We start from the raw sequence: 14,645 nt of genomic DNA, 5'->3' as shown, positions 1-14,645 counted from the left end.
TCTTCCGCCTGCCGGTTGCGCCGTGTCTCTAATCCAGGATCGTTAAAGCGACGTGAAGGCGGGCGCGATCAGACCGGCGCGGCGTCCGCGCCGGCGCCGTAATGGTGCCACGTGAAGATCGCCGCCGCGCCGCGGTACGGCCGCCACGGCTCGGCGAGGTCGCGGGTCAGCTTCTCGCTGGGCCGCTCCGGATGGCCGAGGATGCGGCCGGTCTCGATCTGCACCGCCAGGTCCCCGGCCGGCCAGATGTCGGGGCGGCCCTCCGCGAAGAGCAGGTAGACCTCCGCCGACCAGCGGCCGATGCCCTTGACACGGACGAGCTGCGCGATCGCTTCCTCGTCATCGGCGGGTAGATGGTCGAGGTCGAGGCGGCCGGTGGTGACCTCCTCGGCGAGGCTGCGCGCGTAACCGGTCTTTTGCCGCGAGAAGCCGCAGGCGCGCAGACTGTCGTCGTCCAGCCCGGCGACGACGTCCGGATCGGTCGGGTCGCCGAGCGCCTCCAGCTTGCGCCACACCGCGTCGGCGGCCTTCACGCTCACCTGCTGGCCGACGATCGTGCGCAGCAAGGTGGCATAGCCGCGCGCGCGGATACGGGGTGCGGGGTAGCCGACGCGTTCCAGCGCCGCGGCGAATGCCGGTTCGCGTGCGGCCAGAGCGTCGAGCCCGGCGTTGAGGTCAGCAGCGCTCAGCCCCATTGCAAGGGGCCGGGCTTGCCGCCATCAGCGGCGCGATCATCGGTGGAGTTCATATGGCCAAGCTTATCGTCGAGACCCGCAGCGGGGAAGAACGCGAACTGGAAGGTCAGGCGGGTTTTTCGGTGATGGAGGTGATCCGCGACGCCGGCATCGACGAGATACTGGCGCTGTGCGGCGGCTGTTGCAGCTGCGCGACGTGCCACGTGCATGTCGATCCCGCCTTTGCCGACCGGCTGCCGGCGATGAGCGAGGACGAGAACGACCTGCTGGATGCGGCGGCGGAGCGCGACGCGACCTCGCGATTGTCGTGCCAGATCGAGTTCGGGCCGGCGCTGGACGGCCTGCGCGTCAGGATCGCCGCGGAGGATTGAGGGTAACCCGACGCGCGTCGGTAGTCCGACCAGCCGCGATCGCGCCGGCCATCGCCCCGGCCATCGCCCCGGCCCAGGTCCGGGCGATGGCCGGCGGGCAGTATCATCCCGGCTCGCGCGCGGTCACTGCGTAAAGCGCGATCGCGGCGGCGTTGGACACGTTCAGGCTCTCGACCCGGCCGGAGATCGGCAGCTTCGCCAGTTCGTCGCAATGCGTCTCGGTGTTCTGGCGCATCCCTTCGCCCTCCGCGCCGAGCACGATCGCGATGCGGCGCGACGTGCCGATCTCGGCCAGCGATTGCGGCAGCGTCTGCGTGGCGTGGCCGGTCAGCCCGATCCGCCAATAGCCGGCCTCTGCCATCTCCTCGAGCGCGCGGGCGAGATTGACGACGCGTACCCACGGCACCGATTCCAGCGCGCCGCTGGCCGAGCGTGCGAGCGCACCCGATTCGGGGGGCGCATGCCGGTCCTGCGTGATGATGCCGAGCGCGTCGAACGCGGCGGCGGAGCGCAGGATCGCGCCGACGTTGTGCGGGTCCGTCACCTGATCGAGCACCACCAGCGGACGCGGACGCCCGGCATCGTCGGCAGCGCCCTGTTCGAGCAGGTCGCCCAGCCACACGTCCTCGAGCGGGTCGACTTCCGCCACCATTCCCTGGTGCGGCGCGTCGGAGGGCACCAGCCGGCCGAGATCGGCGACGTCGGCGAACACCACCGGCAGCGCGGGCGGCAGGTCCAGGCCGGCCAGCGCCTCACGCGTGCCCCAGATCTTGCGCACGACCCGCTCGGGATTGGCGAGCGCCGCGAGGACGGCGTGGCGGCCCCAGAAGCGCGGGCGGTTGCCGGGCGCCTGGCTGGGGCGGTGGCCGCGACGCGCCATCAGCGTGCCCCTCGAACGGCGGGGGCGGGAGCGGGGGACAGGAAGGGCATGACGCGTCGGATCCGTGAGTGAGTGCGGTTGAACGGGGGGCGGTCGCGGACGCTATGCGTCGCGGGCGTGCAGCGCAACCGCCGCGAACTTTGTCGCGCCATCAGGCGATACGGGCGTTGACACCGCCGCGACGCGCGGGCATTGGGCGCCCTCGCTTTGACGGCGCCGCTCGTGGAAGGGTGGCCGAGTGGTTAAAGGCAGCAGACTGTAAATCTGCCCACGCAAGTGTACACTGGTTCGAATCCAGTCCCTTCCACCACAGGCCCGCCGCGGGCCAACCCCGATTTGATGATCGAACGCAGCGCCGCCGGCGCAATGGATCGCGCGATCAACACCCAACCTTAATCAGTCTGCGTGCATAGCACCGGAATGACGGGGGGCCATAACGGGTGCTGGTAACGATCAAGACCGAAGATGCGCGGATCGGGATGTTCGTCCACGCGGTGGCAGGGGGATGGATGGCCAGCCCGTTCTGGCGCTCGCAGCTGGTGCTCACCCGCACCAGCGAGATCCGTAAATTGCGCGACGCCGGCATCGGCGAGATCGTGATCGACGTGGCGAAAGGTGTCGCGCCGGAGGGCGCGGCGACTGCGGTGCGCGCGATGGACGGCGATATGGCAGAGGTCGCGGCCGTCGTCGACGACATGCCGGCGGCGCGTCCGCGGCGCTCGCGCCGTTCCGCGGAGGAGCGCGCGCTCGATCGCGCGCAGGCGACCGTCGACGCGTCCAAGCGCGTCGTCAGCGCGGTGTTCGACGACGTGCGGCTCGGCAAGGCCGTGAACGTTGCGGCGATCGCGCCGCTCGTCGAGCAGATCGCCGAATCGATGACGCGCGATCCCGGCGCGTTGCTGGCGGTGACGCGGCTGCGCACCAAGGACGAATACACCTATATCCACTCGATTGCGGTCGCCGCGCTGCTTATCCATTTCGCGCATCACCTGGAACTGCCCGAAGCGCAGGTGCACGATCTCGGGCTGGCCGGGCTGCTCCACGACATCGGCAAGATGGCGGTGCCAAAGGCGCTGCTGGAAAAACCGGGCAAGCTCGATCCGCCGGAAATGGCGGTGTTGCGCAACCATCCGGAGCGCGGGCATGCGCTGCTGTGCGCCGGGCCCCCGGTGCCCGAGGTGGTGCTGGACGTCTGCCTGCATCATCACGAGCGCGTCGACGGGCGCGGCTACCCGCACGGCATTCCGGCGGCGCGATTGAGCCTGCCGGCACGGATGAGCGCGATCTGCGACGTCTATGACGCGGTCACCTCGAACCGGCCCTACAAATGCGCGTGGTCGGCAAGCGACGCGCTGGCACGCATGTGGTCGTGGACCGGACACTTCGACGAAGACCTGTTGATGCGCTTCATCGACAGCATCGGTATCTATCCGGTCGGCGGGCTGGTGCGGTTGCGCTCCAACCGACTGGCGCTGGTGATCGAGGGCAATGACGGCGATCCGACCGCGCCGCGCGTCCGGCCCTTCTACGACATCCCGCAGCAGCGCGTGATCGCAGCGAGCGACCTGGCTGCGGTGCGCGACGTCGACCCGATCCAGCGCGCCGAACGCGGCGCTTACTGGTTCGGCGACGAATGGCCCGCGACGAAGGCGGCGGTCTTCGCCGGCATGATCGCGAACGCGCGGGCGGAAGCGCTCGAACCCGGCGCCGCCTCCTCTTTCCAGGAAGCGTCGTCATGACCTTGCCCTCGTCCACTATTCCCGTCGCGGCGCGACGCCGTCGCCGTGTGCTCGGCTGGTTCGGCGGTGATCATGCCGAAGCGTCGGCGGAGGGCACGCCCGCGGCAGCAGTGGCGGCGGAGCGCCGCATCACGTTGCGGCGGCGACTGTTCGACGACATCGGAACGCTGGTGTTCGCGCATGGGCTGACACCGTCACCACGCGCCTACGGCGTGCTGCACGCCTATGTGTCGGGCGAGGACCCGAGGACGGGCGCGGCGGTGGCGGATCGGTTGCGCGATCCCGCGGGGCTGAGCGACGCCGTGGTCGCGCGGATCGCCGAAGATAACGACGCGCTGCAGACAGGTGCGCTCGGGCAGATCGCCGAGGCGCTGGAAGCGCGGATCGCCGACTGCCTGACGGCGGCGGGTGAATCACGTGGCACCGCCGAGACGTTCGGGACGGCGCTGCATGAGGAGGCCGGGCGGCTGCGGAGCGACCCGCACGCGACGCTGGAGCGAATCATCGCGCTGACGGAACGTGCGGTGGAGGCAACGCGGCTGGTGGAGACCAAGCTGCAACGCGCCCGCGCGGAAGCGGACCGCCTGCGCCACGACCTGCAGGACGCGCGCCGCGCCGCCGAGCATGACCATCTGACCGGTCTGCCCAACCGGCGCAGCTTCGAAGCACGGCTGCGCAACGTGCTTGCGGAACCGGGGCCGCGACATGCCGCGGTGGCGTTGATCGACATCGACGACTTCAAGCAGGTCAACGACCGCTTCGGCCACCCGGCCGGTGACCGCGTGCTGAAGTTCGTCGCCGGGTTCCTGCGCGCACAGCTTCGCCGCAAGGTGCTGGTGGCGCGCTACGGCGGCGAGGAGTTCGCGCTGCTGTTCGAGGACATGTCGCTGGATGATGCGGCAGCCGCGCTGGACGACGCGCGCGAACGGCTGTCGCGCCGTTCGCTGGTCCATCAGGATAGCGGCGAGGCGATCGGGCGTGTGACCTTCTCGGCCGGGATCGTGGTGGTCGGCGGAGGCGACGACGTGCTGCGTGCCGCCGATCTGGCGCTCTATGCGGCGAAGAATGCGGGCAAGAACCGCGTGATGCGCGGAGGCAACCAGATCGGCTGACAAGAGGCGGCGGACGGGGCGACCGAACGCCTCCCGCGACGGCTCAGCGCGCGGCGTCGGCGACCTGTGCCCAGGCCGCGATCTCGGCATCGTGGTGGCGCAGCACGCGCAAGTCGCCAGCGCGTGCCTGGGCGAGGTCGACGATCACTTCGCCTTCCCACTCCCATGTGGCGTTGCCGTAAAGCGTGACCATCGCGTCCGCGGCGGCGCGGGCCCGGACGAGGCCGCCGCGGTTAAGCACCGTCACATCGCGATCGTAGCCGATCCGCCCGGTGAGGCACGCGGCGTAGGTGGAGGCGGCCATCGCGCTGCCGCAACTGTCGGTCAGCCCGACGCCGCGTTCGAACGTGCGCACGAACAGTGTAACGGGGTCGCGCACCTCGACGAACGAGACGTTGGCGCGGTTCGGCAGCCAGGCCGGCGCCGCCTCGCACAGCTGCCCGATGCGGACCAGTTCCTCCTCGTCGATGCGATCGACGAAGCCGACGAGATGCGGATTGGGCATCGCGACCGCGGTGAACCGCTGCGCAGGCGATAGCGACGCGAGCGGCGCGTCGATCAGCCGCGCCCCGGCGCCGGCGAGCGGCCAATCCGCGAGGTCGAGCGTGGCGGGACCGGCGGTTTCCTCGATCGTATAGACCGACGTCGCGAGCGGGGCGGCGGCGGCGACGGTGGCGCGGCTGGTCTTCAGCCGGACGACCGCGTGGTCGATCCCCAGCGCCTCGAACCCGGCGCGCGCGACGCAGCGCAGCCCGTTGAGGCAGGTCTCGGCCTCCGACCCGTCGCTGTTGAACATCCGCATTCCAAAGGCCGCCTGTTCGTCACCGGCGGTGAGCACGAGCAGGCCGTCGCCGCCGACCGGCCCGGCACGATCGCCGAGCGCGCGTGCGAGTTGCCCCCAGTCGGCGTCCGACAGCGAAAGCATGCGGCCGTCGACGAGCGGGAAGTCGTTGCCCGAGCCGTGGCATTTGATGAAGCGGCATTCCATTGCGCCTATCTGCGGGCGCGCGAGCGAGGGGGCAAGGGCTCAGCAGGGCAAGGGGTCAGGTGGCAAGGGATCAGGGCAGGCGATAATGGTGGGCAAGGCGATCGAGCGCGAGCGTCAGGACCAGCCGCCCGCTGCGCGTCGGCCAGCCGAGCGCGCGCTCGCTGTCGGGCAGGCTCTCGCCCGCGCACACCACGCGCCACAGGACATCGGACAGACCGGGACCGGCGGCGGCGATCGCGGCATCGAAGCGGCGCTTCGCGGCGAGTTGCGCCTCGGCGGGGTCGATTCGGGTGCCGGAACCGCCATCGACGCGCGCGCTCCAGCGCATCGTCACCGCCGCACCCAATGCGGCGCGTTCGTGATCGGCCTGCAACCGCTCACCGGCCTCGTTCTGGCGTGTGGTCACCAGCTTGCGTGCCGCCAGCCACGCGAGCGGCGATTCGCGCCGGTTGACGGTGACGGTGCGCCCGCGCCGCAATCCCGTTTTCGTCGCCACCGCGCCGCGTCGGCCCTGCGCATCGATCGTCTGCTCCACCAGGTCCTGCATCCGATGTTCCTCAACCGTGTTAACGTGGAGGGAGGGGCTCGCAGATGTTGGAGGATGTAGGACAGCGCCGTGTCAGGTGCGGATCGCGCCCGCTGCACGCACGGCGGCGAGCGTCGGCCAGCCGTTGACCGCCATCAGCAGGTCCGCCTCCGCGAGCACGCATTTGAGGACGTGCGCGCAACCCTCCGCGCCGCCGAGCGCGAGGCCGTAGCAATAGGGGCGGCCGAGGCCGACGAGGTCGGCGCCGAGCGCGATCGCCTTCACCATATCGGTGCCGGAGCGCACGCCGCTGTCGAAGAGGACCGGCACGCGCCCGGCGACCGCCTCGACGACGGCGGGCAGATGGTCGATCGCGGCGACCCCGCCATTCGCCTGCCGGCCGCCGTGGTTGGAGACGTAGATCCCGTCGGCGCCAGCGTCGATCGCGCGCCGCGCATCGTCCGGGTGGCAGATGCCCTTCAGGATGATCGGCAAGCTGGTCAACGAGCGCAACCACGTCATGTCGTTCCAGGTGAGCACGCGCCCGAACGTCGCGGCCCATGTCATGATCGCGGCCTGGCGGTCCTCCTCGGGGGGGCGGGCCAGCAGTGCGCGGAAGGCCGGGTCGGTGAAGTAGTTGGCGAGCACCGCACCGCGCAATTGCGGGAAGTTGCCGGTGTTGAGGTCGCGCGGGCGCCAGCCGGTCACCCAGGTGTCGAGCGTGACGACGATCGCGGCATAGCCCGCCGCTTCGGCACGCGCGACGAGACTGGCGGCGACATCCGGTTCGCGAGGGGTGTAGAGCTGGAACAGCGCCGGGGCGGCGCCGCAGGCGGCGCGCACGTCCTCAAGCGGATCGTTGGCGAGCGTCGAGGCGCAGAACGGCACGCCGGTGACGTTCGAAGCGCGGGCGGCGGCGAGGTCGCCATGGCCATCGTCGGTGCAGATGCCATTGATGCCGATCGGCGCCATGAACAGCGGCGACGGCAGGCGATGGCCGAACAGCGTGGTCGCAAGGTCGCGCGCGCTGGTGTCGACCATCATCCGCGGTGTCATGCCCCAGTGATCGAAGGCCGCGGCGTTGCCGTCCTGCGTCGCCTCGTCGCCGCAACCACCCTGGACGTAATCGCGTACCGCCGCCGGCCAATGCGCCTCGGCACGGGCGCGCAGGCCGGCGTGATCGACCGGCCATTCGGGGACGATCCCCGAAAGGCCCGCGAAGTAGATCGCGTTCTGATAGTCGCCGTAATGCGGCATGTTCCTCTCCGGTCTTCGGGAGAGAGTGGCGCCGCGCAAACAGGTTGTCGATGCGGTTGCGGTGGGCGGTGACCTGTGATCGGCGCGCGCGTGCGGGCGGACGGCACCGCCTTCGTGAAGGTCGATACATGCGCGGGAAAGCCCGGACAGTTCGGCACGCCGGACGAGGCAGACATGGCGCCGCCGGCACACGGCGACGGATTCGGGCGCATGTCGCGCAAGGAGCACGCGAAAAGGCCGAGATCGCCCTTCCGGGTGACCTCGGCCTTTCTCGTTATCCAGGCCGGGAGCGGAGGAGATCCGCTCCCGTGTCCGACGCAGCCTGCGGCCGCGCCCGACGACGCCTTACGCGCCGGCGACTTCCGCGGTGTCGACCTTGATGCCCGGACCCATCGTCGAGCTCAGCGCGACCTTGCGGACGTACTTGCCCTTCGCGCCCGACGGCTTGGCCTTTACCACCGCATCGACCAACGCGTCGAAGTTGCGACGCAGGTCTTCCTGCGCGAACGACGCCTTGCCGATGCCCGAGTGGATGATGCCGGCCTTCTCGACGCGATACTCGACCTGGCCGCCCTTGGCCGCCTTCACGGCCTCCGCGACGTTCATGGTCACCGTACCCAGCTTCGGGTTCGGCATCAGACCCTTGGGGCCCAGCACCTTACCGAGGCGACCGACGACGCCCATCATGTCCGGCGTCGCGATGCAGCGATCGAAGTCGATCGTGCCGCCCTGGATCGTCTCCATCAGGTCCTCGGCCCCGACCACGTCGGCACCCGCCGCACGCGCCTCGTCAGCCTTCGCGCCGCGCGCGAATACGCCGACGCGCACCGTCTTGCCGGTGCCGGCCGGCAGCGTCACCACGCCGCGGACCATCTGGTCGGCGTGACGCGGATCGACGCCAAGGTTCAGCGCGACTTCGATGGTCTCGTCGAACTTGGAGGTCGCACCCGACTTCGCCATCGCGATCGCCTCGTCGATGCCGTGGAGCTTCTCACGATCGACCGTGATCGCCTTCTGCTTCTTGCTCAGCTTCGTCACGGTCTCAGCCCTCCACCACTTCGAGGCCCATCGCGCGGGCCGAACCTTCGATGATCTTGGTCGCCGCCTCGATGTCGTTGGCGTTCAGATCCTTCATCTTCGTCTGCGCGACTTCGACCAGCTGCGAGCGCTTGATCTTGCCCGCCGACACCTTGCCCGGCTCCTTCGAGCCCGACTTCAGGTTCGCCGCCTTCTTGATGAGGAAGGTCGCCGGCGGCGTCTTCGTCACGAACGAGAAGCTGCGGTCGGCATAGACGGTGATGACGGTGGGGAGGGGTGCGCCCTTCTCCATATCGCCGGTCTGTGCGTTGAACGCCTTGCAGAATTCCATGATGTTCACGCCGCGCTGACCCAGCGCCGGGCCGATCGGCGGCGACGGGTTGGCGGAACCGGCCGGGACCTGCAGCTTGATATAGCCTGTGATCTTCTTTGCCATCTGTCTCACTCTGTTACGGGGCGCGGCCGTTGCCGGTGCGCCCGGTTCAAGTCTAGCGGTTCGTCCGGGCGCCGCCTTCGCGACACCCTCCCGCACGTTCCAATCTGTCCGATGGGAAGCGTGCGCCCTTAGCGGGTTACGCGCGAACACGCAACCGACAGCTCGTGCATCACGCAAAATGGCCGTCCCGCAATTGGGGCCATTATGGATTGATCCTGGGCAAGAACATTGCCTGACGCCGGGATCGGACGTAGCCCTAAGCGATGGGTGGGCTGATTCCGCGGACGGGTGCAACTTATGGCGGGGCGCCGTTGTCGTTCAGCCGTACCCCGCCGGATGCGCTGGCCGATCATGTCGCACGGTTCTTCGTGACGATCATCGAGCGGCCGGACGATGCCTTGCTCGACGCGTTCCTGCTGCATGAGAACGCCTATGTCCGCGTCCCGCTGCTTGGCGAGTGGGAGACATTGGTCGATGATCGCTGGATCGCGTACGAGGGGCCGATGCTGTTCGGCGCGCAGGAGCGGCGGTTCCCGGTGCGGTGCCGCGGACCGGTGATCGCGGCGGGCTTCTCGATCCGCCCCGGCGGCTGGTTCGCGTTCGCCGACGAACCTGCGGACGAGATGGCGGACCGGGTGCGGCCGATCGACGGCGACTGGGGCGCCGCGCTGCGGTGGGCGACCGTCGACGTCTACGATACCGAGCAGACGTTCGCGCGGCTGGAAGAAGTGGTGCGCGAGCGCGTTGCGGTTCGGGCGGTGCCCGCCGATGCGGTCAGCGCAGCGTTCGAGCGGATCGCGCGCGTCGATCCGACGCGCCCGGTCGCGGACATCGCGGAGGAGTTCGGAATGTCGGGGCGGCGGCTCGACCGCGCGGTGCGCGCGCATTTCGGGCATCTGCCCAAGACGGTACTGCGCCGCAGCCGCTTTCTGGATATGGCGGCGGTGATGCGCGGACTGGCCGTGCCGACCGCGGACGAACTCGCGGAATTGCGCTTCTACGACGCGTCGCATCTGAACCGCGAGTTCCGCGAGTTCGTGGAAATGACGCCCGCGCAGTTCCGGCGCACCGCGACGACCTTGTTCACACCGGCGCTGGAAGTGCGTCAGCAGCGCAAGCGGGTCGATCTCGCCCCGCACATCGTCGCTGCGCCGTGGCGCGACGAAGCAGCGAGCGAAGGTCTTCGCCCGGAGGCGTAGCGGGCGGAGAGCCCGTGATGCGGCTCGACGGGCCGGATCTACGCCCAGTCGCTCGCATCGACTTTCTCCCGAAGTGATCCGGGGCGTGATAACTACAGACCGCCGGAGAAGCGGCAACTTAACTTCGCGGGTGCCGGGGCGATTTATATCACGAGGCATGTTCAAAGTTCGAAGCCCGTTAGCGACCCAACCCGACGGAGATGGCGGCATTGCGTGGCGCCCTACGCGTGCCGTCGCCGCGCACGGCTTGAGGACGGCGTGACGTTTCGGCTTGTAGTTCGACGACCGCAGAGCTCTTCGCCCTGCGTGGCCCAGCCCAGCAGCGCTCCACCGGCGCGAAGCCGGGGAAGCGATCGCCGCTGTTACTTGCTGCGCTCGACCTGCTCGAAGTCGAGTTCGACCGGGGTCGCACGACCGAAGATGCTGACGGAGACCTTGACCTTCGACTTGTCGAAGTCGAGTTCCTCGACCGTGCCGTTGAAGCTGGCGAACGGGCCTTCCAGCACCTTCACGGCGTCGCCGATCTCATAGTCGACCTTGACCTTGGTCTTCGGCGCGGCGGCGGCCTCTTCCTTGGAATTGAGCATCCGTGCCGCTTCCGCATCCGAGATCGGCTGCGGCTTGCCCGAAGAGCCCAGGAAGCCGGTGACCTTCGGCGTGTTCTTGACGAGGTGATAGACGTCGTCGTTCATCGCCAGCTTCGCCAGCACGTAGCCGGGCATGAACTTGCGCTCGACCGCGATCTTCTTGCCGCGGCGCGCCTCGGTGACCGTTTCGGTCGGCACCTCGATCTGCTCGACCAACTGTTCGAGGCCCATGCGGGTCGCCTCGGACATGATCGAATCGCGGACCTTGCCCTCGAAGCCCGAGTAGGCGTGGATGATGTACCAGCGCGCCATCGTCTCTAATTCCGTCCTTACTGCGCCAGGCTCAGCAACGCCTTGACCACGGCGTTGAAGATCGAATCAACCGAGAGGAAGAACAACGCGAGCACGGTGGTCATGATGACGACCATCACGCCCGTCATCACGGTTTCGCGTCCGGTGGGCCACACGACCTTCGCGGTCTCGGTGCGGACCTGACGGATGAATTCCAGCGGGGTCGTCTTCGCCACGGATCTGCGCCCTCGTTGAGCCCTGGCCCTGGTTGAGCCTGAAAGAAAAGTCCCGGCATGGGCCTGCTACCGCAACCCGGTCGATGACCAGATCGCGATGGGCAAACCGTCCGCGCTGTCGGATGTGTCAGCCGACATAGGATTATGCCCTGGAAAAGGCAAGCGGGGCAGGCCGTCGCATCATCGGCGCCACGATCCTGTGGTTCCAGACATGGAAAGGGGCCGGACGCACCAGCGCCCGGCCCCCTCCTCAACGATCGCGCGCCACCGCAGGCAGCGCGCGAGTCCGATCAGTTGCTGTCGGAATCGTCGTCGTTGCTGTCGTTCACGATCGCGATGACGCCGATCGCGGCGATGCCAGCGGCGATGATCGCGCCGAACAGGCCGGCACCGGCCAGCTCGCTCTTCTTGGCGGACGGCGAAGCGGCGCGCGACTGCGCAACCGACAGGCTCGACGCCGGATTGGCGGTGGCGGCGAGCGCCGGAGTGGCGATGAGGCTGAGCGCAGCGGCGCCGGCGAGGATCGAACGCATGAAGAAACTCCCTTGAAGTAGACGTAAGTCAATCGGCGCTATGGCGCTGAGAAACACAACACGCAAGACGTGCCGTTGGTTCATTGCTTACAATTTGTTGCTGGCAGGAGTGGAGGGACTCGAACCCACGGCCCTCGGTTTTGGAGACCGATGCTCTACCAACTGAGCTACACTCCTGTGTGGGCGCCGCTGTTGAACGGATCGGGGGCGTTCGTCAAGCGATTACGCGGCGCGGGTCTGCACGTGGCGCATCGCCAGCGCACGCGCCTCAGCGACGGGCAGCGGGCGCCCGAAGTAATAGCCCTGGATGCTGCGGCAGCCGAGGTCCTGGACCATGCGCAACTCCGCCTCGGTCTCGACACCCTCGGCGGTGGTGGTCATGTCGAGGCTGTCGGCCATTGCGACGACCGCGCGGATGATCGCGATCGCCTCGACGCGACCCGCTGCGGCGGTCTGCACGAAGCTGCGGTCGATCTTGATCGAGGAGAAACGCGTCGAACTGAGATAGCCGAGCGAGGAATAGCCGGTGCCGAAATCGTCGAGGCTTAGCCCGACGCCGAGATCGAGGATTTCTCCGAGCACGCGCACCGCGCCGGTCCCCTCGCGCAGGAACACGCTTTCGGTCACCTCCAGTTCCAGCGAACGGGCGGGCAGCCCGCTGGTCGCCAGCGCGTCGGAGACGATCGTCACGAACTGCGGATTGTGGAGCTGCTCGGGCGAGACGTTGACCGCAACGCGCACGCCGTCCGGCCAGGTCGCCGCCTCGGCGCAGGCGGTGCGCACCACCCACTCGCCGATCATCGCGATCAGCCGCGCTTCCTCGGCGATCGGGATGAACTTGGAAGGCGGGATCTGCCCGAAAGCGGGATGCCGCCACCGCAGCAGCGCCTCGAACCCACGCAGAGCGCCGCTGCGCGCGTCGACGACCGGCTGATAGTCGATGTAGAGCTCACCGTTCTCGAGCGCCTTGCGCAGCGCCATTTCAAGCACGCGACGTTCCTCGGCATCGGCATGAAGCTGCGGTTCGTAGGCGTGGAAGACGCCGCCCCCCTGGTCTTTCGAGCGGTAGAGCGCGAGGTCGGCGGAGCGGATCAGCGTCTCGGCGCTGCGCCCGTCCCGCGGGGAGGTGGCGACGCCGACCGAGGCGCCGATGTAGAGCGTGTGCTGATCGACTTCGTACGGGCGTGACAGCGTGTCGATGATCGTCCGTGCCAGTCCCTCGACATGCTGCGGGTCGCTGGCGTCGCGAACGACGACCGCGAATTCATCACCACCCAGTCGCCCGACGAGCTCGCATTCGGTGACGAGCAGGGCGAGCCGTTCGGAGACCTTGCCGAGCAGCCGGTCGCCGACCGGGTGGCCGAGCGTGTCGTTGACTGCCTTGAAGCGATCGAGGTCGATCATCATGAATGCGCAGCGCGTGCGTCCGTGCTCGGCGCGCGCGAGCGCGTCGGTGAGCGCTTCGTTGACGAACAGACGGTTGGGCAGCCCGGTGAGCGTGTCGTAATGCGCGAGCCGCGCGATCTTCGCCGCGGAGGCGCGCTCCTCCGTCACGTCCGAGGCGACGCCGCGAAAGCCGCCGAAATGCCCGTCGGCGTCGCGGCGGGGCGAGGCGGCGATCTGCCAGCAGCGCAGCTCGCCGTCGACGACCACGGGCAGGTCGAGGTCGCGGAAGCTCTCGCGGTTCTGGAGGCGGCTCGCGAGTTCGCGCAGCGCGGGGGCGACGCGGCCCGTGCTCCAGCCGTCGCCGGCCAGTATCTCGAGCAGCGGGCGATCGGCGATGTCGGCACGATCACGCCCGCAGGCGGCGGCGAAGCGCGGGCTGGGGTCGATGATCCGGCGCGCGGCATCGGTCTGCCACAGCCAGTCGGGCGAGGTGTCGTCGAAGTCGCGCAGCAACAGCCCGACGGTTTCGTCGCGCTCGGCCAGCGTCACGTCCGCGACGTGGAGCAAGGCGAGCGCGCGGGCGCGATCGAAGGTCGCGACGCACAGCAACGCGGCGAAAAGCAGGTCGGCAATGGCGCCCAGCAGGCTGCCGGCAAGCGTGAGCGCGATCGCGGCGGTCAGCGCCGTCATGCCGATGAAGGCGGTCGCGGCCATCACCAGCGACACCATCGCCAGCGCGGTCGCCGCCATCAGCACCGCCATGACGATGTGAAGCGCGAGCGCCGTCGTAACGTCGATATAGGGCGCGAAGGCGAGCGGTAGCGCCGCCCAGACGATGCCAAGCGCGAGTGCCTCCATGATCGGCCCGCGCATCGCGGGCAGATCGGCATAACCACCCGGATAATTGCGAACGCGCAACCGGCGAACCGCGGTGCCGACCGCCAGCGAAGCGGCGGCGACCGTCCACAGCATGACCGGGACCAGCGGCGCGCGACCTTGCAACAGCAACGCGACCATCGCCGCGCCGATCAGATGCGCGGCCAGCAACAGCAACGCGCGCTGTCGCCCGGCGAGCAGTTGCGCGGCGCGGATCCGCGCCCACAGATCGGGGTCGTTCCCGTCGCGCAGCCCCAGCAGCGCGGGGAGCGAGACGTGCGGCAGCGGCGAGGCGATGGATCCGGTCACCGCACCGCCATAGCCGCGGGCTGGTTGACGAACCGTTGCCCGGCACGTTCCTGCCACTTTGCCGGCGGTTCTTTGCCGGCAGCGCTTCGGCATCCGCCCGCGCCAAAAATGTGTATATTTGTCAGGTGGTTGTGACGAAAGGGCCTGTTGGAATCTCGTCGTCGGGGAGAGGAAGGCGGCGCCGAC

At 68.8% G+C, this 14,645-nt stretch carries 15 protein-coding genes and 2 tRNA genes; 5 read left to right on the top strand and 12 right to left on the bottom strand.

The window, feature by feature from the left end:
• Nucleotides 1-68: 68 nt before the first annotated feature.
• Nucleotides 69-695, bottom strand: a complete 627-nt coding sequence (locus tag SPHPHY_RS0115545) for a DNA-3-methyladenine glycosylase family protein (RefSeq protein ID WP_022687610.1) — start codon at nucleotides 693-695, stop codon at nucleotides 69-71.
• 53 nt (nucleotides 696-748) lie between these two features.
• Between SPHPHY_RS0115545 and SPHPHY_RS0115540 the strand changes: the two genes are divergently transcribed.
• Nucleotides 749-1,066 carry a 2Fe-2S iron-sulfur cluster-binding protein gene (locus SPHPHY_RS0115540; RefSeq protein WP_022687609.1) on the top strand — a complete coding sequence of 106 codons (318 nt, stop codon included), beginning with the start codon at nucleotides 749-751 and terminating at the stop codon, nucleotides 1,064-1,066.
• A gap of 103 nt (nucleotides 1,067-1,169) precedes the next feature.
• Here the strand turns inward: SPHPHY_RS0115540 and SPHPHY_RS0115535 are convergent, their stop codons facing one another.
• A complete protein-coding gene (locus tag SPHPHY_RS0115535) occupies nucleotides 1,170-1,946 on the bottom strand; it encodes a TrmH family RNA methyltransferase (RefSeq protein ID WP_022687608.1) in 777 nt (258 codons plus the stop codon).
• A 224-nt stretch (nucleotides 1,947-2,170) separates the two neighbouring features.
• On the opposite strand from SPHPHY_RS0115535, the gene SPHPHY_RS0115530 reads away from it, so the two are divergent.
• The 3 genes from SPHPHY_RS0115530 (at nucleotide 2,171) to SPHPHY_RS20365 (ending at nucleotide 4,797) form a co-directional block, all read left to right on the top strand.
• A tRNA-Tyr gene (locus SPHPHY_RS0115530) sits at nucleotides 2,171-2,256 on the top strand.
• A gap of 130 nt (nucleotides 2,257-2,386) precedes the next feature.
• Nucleotides 2,387-3,685, top strand: coding sequence for an HD-GYP domain-containing protein (locus SPHPHY_RS20370; RefSeq protein ID WP_022687607.1), 1,299 nt, complete (start codon nucleotides 2,387-2,389; stop codon nucleotides 3,683-3,685).
• Nucleotides 3,682-4,797, top strand: a complete 1,116-nt coding sequence (locus SPHPHY_RS20365) for a sensor domain-containing diguanylate cyclase (RefSeq protein ID WP_196802174.1) — start codon at nucleotides 3,682-3,684, stop codon at nucleotides 4,795-4,797. Before SPHPHY_RS20370 ends, SPHPHY_RS20365 begins: the two co-directional genes overlap by 4 nt.
• Before the next feature lie 43 nt (nucleotides 4,798-4,840).
• Here the strand turns inward: SPHPHY_RS20365 and dapF are convergent, their stop codons facing one another.
• From dapF to rplK, 5 genes are all read right to left on the bottom strand, one after another.
• The gene (gene dapF, locus SPHPHY_RS0115515) at nucleotides 4,841-5,785 is read right to left on the bottom strand and encodes a diaminopimelate epimerase (RefSeq protein ID WP_022687605.1); all 945 of its coding nucleotides are present in this window, start codon (nucleotides 5,783-5,785) and stop codon (nucleotides 4,841-4,843) included.
• Between the two features lie 70 nt (nucleotides 5,786-5,855).
• Nucleotides 5,856-6,332, bottom strand: coding sequence for a DUF6456 domain-containing protein (locus SPHPHY_RS0115510; RefSeq protein WP_022687604.1), 477 nt, complete (start codon nucleotides 6,330-6,332; stop codon nucleotides 5,856-5,858).
• Nucleotides 6,333-6,404: 72 nt separating this feature from the next.
• Nucleotides 6,405-7,568 (bottom strand): alpha-hydroxy-acid oxidizing protein, encoded by a 1,164-nt coding sequence (locus tag SPHPHY_RS0115505; RefSeq protein ID WP_022687603.1) that lies wholly within the window; start codon nucleotides 7,566-7,568, stop codon nucleotides 6,405-6,407.
• A 345-nt stretch (nucleotides 7,569-7,913) separates the two neighbouring features.
• Nucleotides 7,914-8,606, bottom strand: coding sequence for a 50S ribosomal protein L1 (gene rplA, locus SPHPHY_RS0115495; RefSeq protein WP_022687602.1), 693 nt, complete (start codon nucleotides 8,604-8,606; stop codon nucleotides 7,914-7,916).
• A gap of 4 nt (nucleotides 8,607-8,610) precedes the next feature.
• Nucleotides 8,611-9,042: a 50S ribosomal protein L11 gene (rplK, locus tag SPHPHY_RS0115490; RefSeq protein WP_022687601.1), complete on the bottom strand. Its 432-nt coding sequence runs from the start codon at nucleotides 9,040-9,042 to the stop codon at nucleotides 8,611-8,613.
• A gap of 311 nt (nucleotides 9,043-9,353) precedes the next feature.
• Here rplK and SPHPHY_RS20360 point away from each other — a divergent pair, with 311 nt between their 5' ends.
• Entirely contained in the window at nucleotides 9,354-10,241 is an 888-nt protein-coding gene (locus tag SPHPHY_RS20360) for an AraC family transcriptional regulator (protein ID WP_156025114.1), read from the top strand.
• A gap of 362 nt (nucleotides 10,242-10,603) precedes the next feature.
• On the opposite strand, the gene nusG is transcribed toward SPHPHY_RS20360, so the two are convergent.
• The 5 genes from nusG to SPHPHY_RS0115460 all read right to left on the bottom strand — a co-directional run bounded on the left by nusG (nucleotide 10,604) and on the right by SPHPHY_RS0115460 (nucleotide 14,459).
• Nucleotides 10,604-11,140, bottom strand: coding sequence for a transcription termination/antitermination protein NusG (gene nusG / locus SPHPHY_RS0115480; RefSeq protein WP_022687599.1), 537 nt, complete (start codon nucleotides 11,138-11,140; stop codon nucleotides 10,604-10,606).
• A 17-nt stretch (nucleotides 11,141-11,157) separates the two neighbouring features.
• Nucleotides 11,158-11,355, bottom strand: coding sequence for a preprotein translocase subunit SecE (secE, locus tag SPHPHY_RS0115475; RefSeq protein WP_022687598.1), 198 nt, complete (start codon nucleotides 11,353-11,355; stop codon nucleotides 11,158-11,160).
• Between the two features lie 290 nt (nucleotides 11,356-11,645).
• A complete protein-coding gene (locus SPHPHY_RS0115470) occupies nucleotides 11,646-11,888 on the bottom strand; it encodes a hypothetical protein (protein ID WP_022687597.1) in 243 nt (80 codons plus the stop codon).
• A gap of 101 nt (nucleotides 11,889-11,989) precedes the next feature.
• Nucleotides 11,990-12,065 (bottom strand) — tRNA-Trp (locus tag SPHPHY_RS0115465).
• A gap of 45 nt (nucleotides 12,066-12,110) precedes the next feature.
• Entirely contained in the window at nucleotides 12,111-14,459 is a 2,349-nt protein-coding gene (locus SPHPHY_RS0115460; RefSeq protein WP_022687596.1) for a putative bifunctional diguanylate cyclase/phosphodiesterase, read from the bottom strand.
• Between the last annotated feature and the right edge of the window lie 186 nt (nucleotides 14,460-14,645).

Origin of the sequence: Sphingomonas phyllosphaerae 5.2, from assembly GCF_000419605.1 — a bacterium.
GTDB classification, from domain to species: Bacteria; Pseudomonadota; Alphaproteobacteria; order Sphingomonadales; family Sphingomonadaceae; genus Sphingomonas; species Sphingomonas phyllosphaerae_B.
This window is presented reverse-complemented; position numbering and strand designations above follow the sequence as displayed.

Coding starts and splice junctions, on each gene's coding strand:
- SPHPHY_RS0115545 (WP_022687610.1), bottom strand. CDS start 695: ATGGGGCTGAGCGCTGCTGACCTCAACGCCGGGCTCGACGCTCTGGCC.
- SPHPHY_RS0115540 (WP_022687609.1), top strand. CDS start 749: ATGGCCAAGCTTATCGTCGAGACCCGCAGCGGGGAAGAACGCGAACTG.
- SPHPHY_RS0115535 (WP_022687608.1), bottom strand. CDS start 1,946: ATGGCGCGTCGCGGCCACCGCCCCAGCCAGGCGCCCGGCAACCGCCCG.
- SPHPHY_RS20365 (WP_196802174.1), top strand. CDS start 3,682: ATGACCTTGCCCTCGTCCACTATTCCCGTCGCGGCGCGACGCCGTCGC.
- dapF (WP_022687605.1), bottom strand. CDS start 5,785: ATGGAATGCCGCTTCATCAAATGCCACGGCTCGGGCAACGACTTCCCG.
- SPHPHY_RS0115510 (WP_022687604.1), bottom strand. CDS start 6,332: ATGCAGGACCTGGTGGAGCAGACGATCGATGCGCAGGGCCGACGCGGC.
- SPHPHY_RS0115505 (WP_022687603.1), bottom strand. CDS start 7,568: ATGCCGCATTACGGCGACTATCAGAACGCGATCTACTTCGCGGGCCTT.
- rplK (WP_022687601.1), bottom strand. CDS start 9,042: ATGGCAAAGAAGATCACAGGCTATATCAAGCTGCAGGTCCCGGCCGGT.
- nusG (WP_022687599.1), bottom strand. CDS start 11,140: ATGGCGCGCTGGTACATCATCCACGCCTACTCGGGCTTCGAGGGCAAG.
- SPHPHY_RS0115470 (WP_022687597.1), bottom strand. CDS start 11,888: ATGCGTTCGATCCTCGCCGGCGCCGCTGCGCTCAGCCTCATCGCCACT.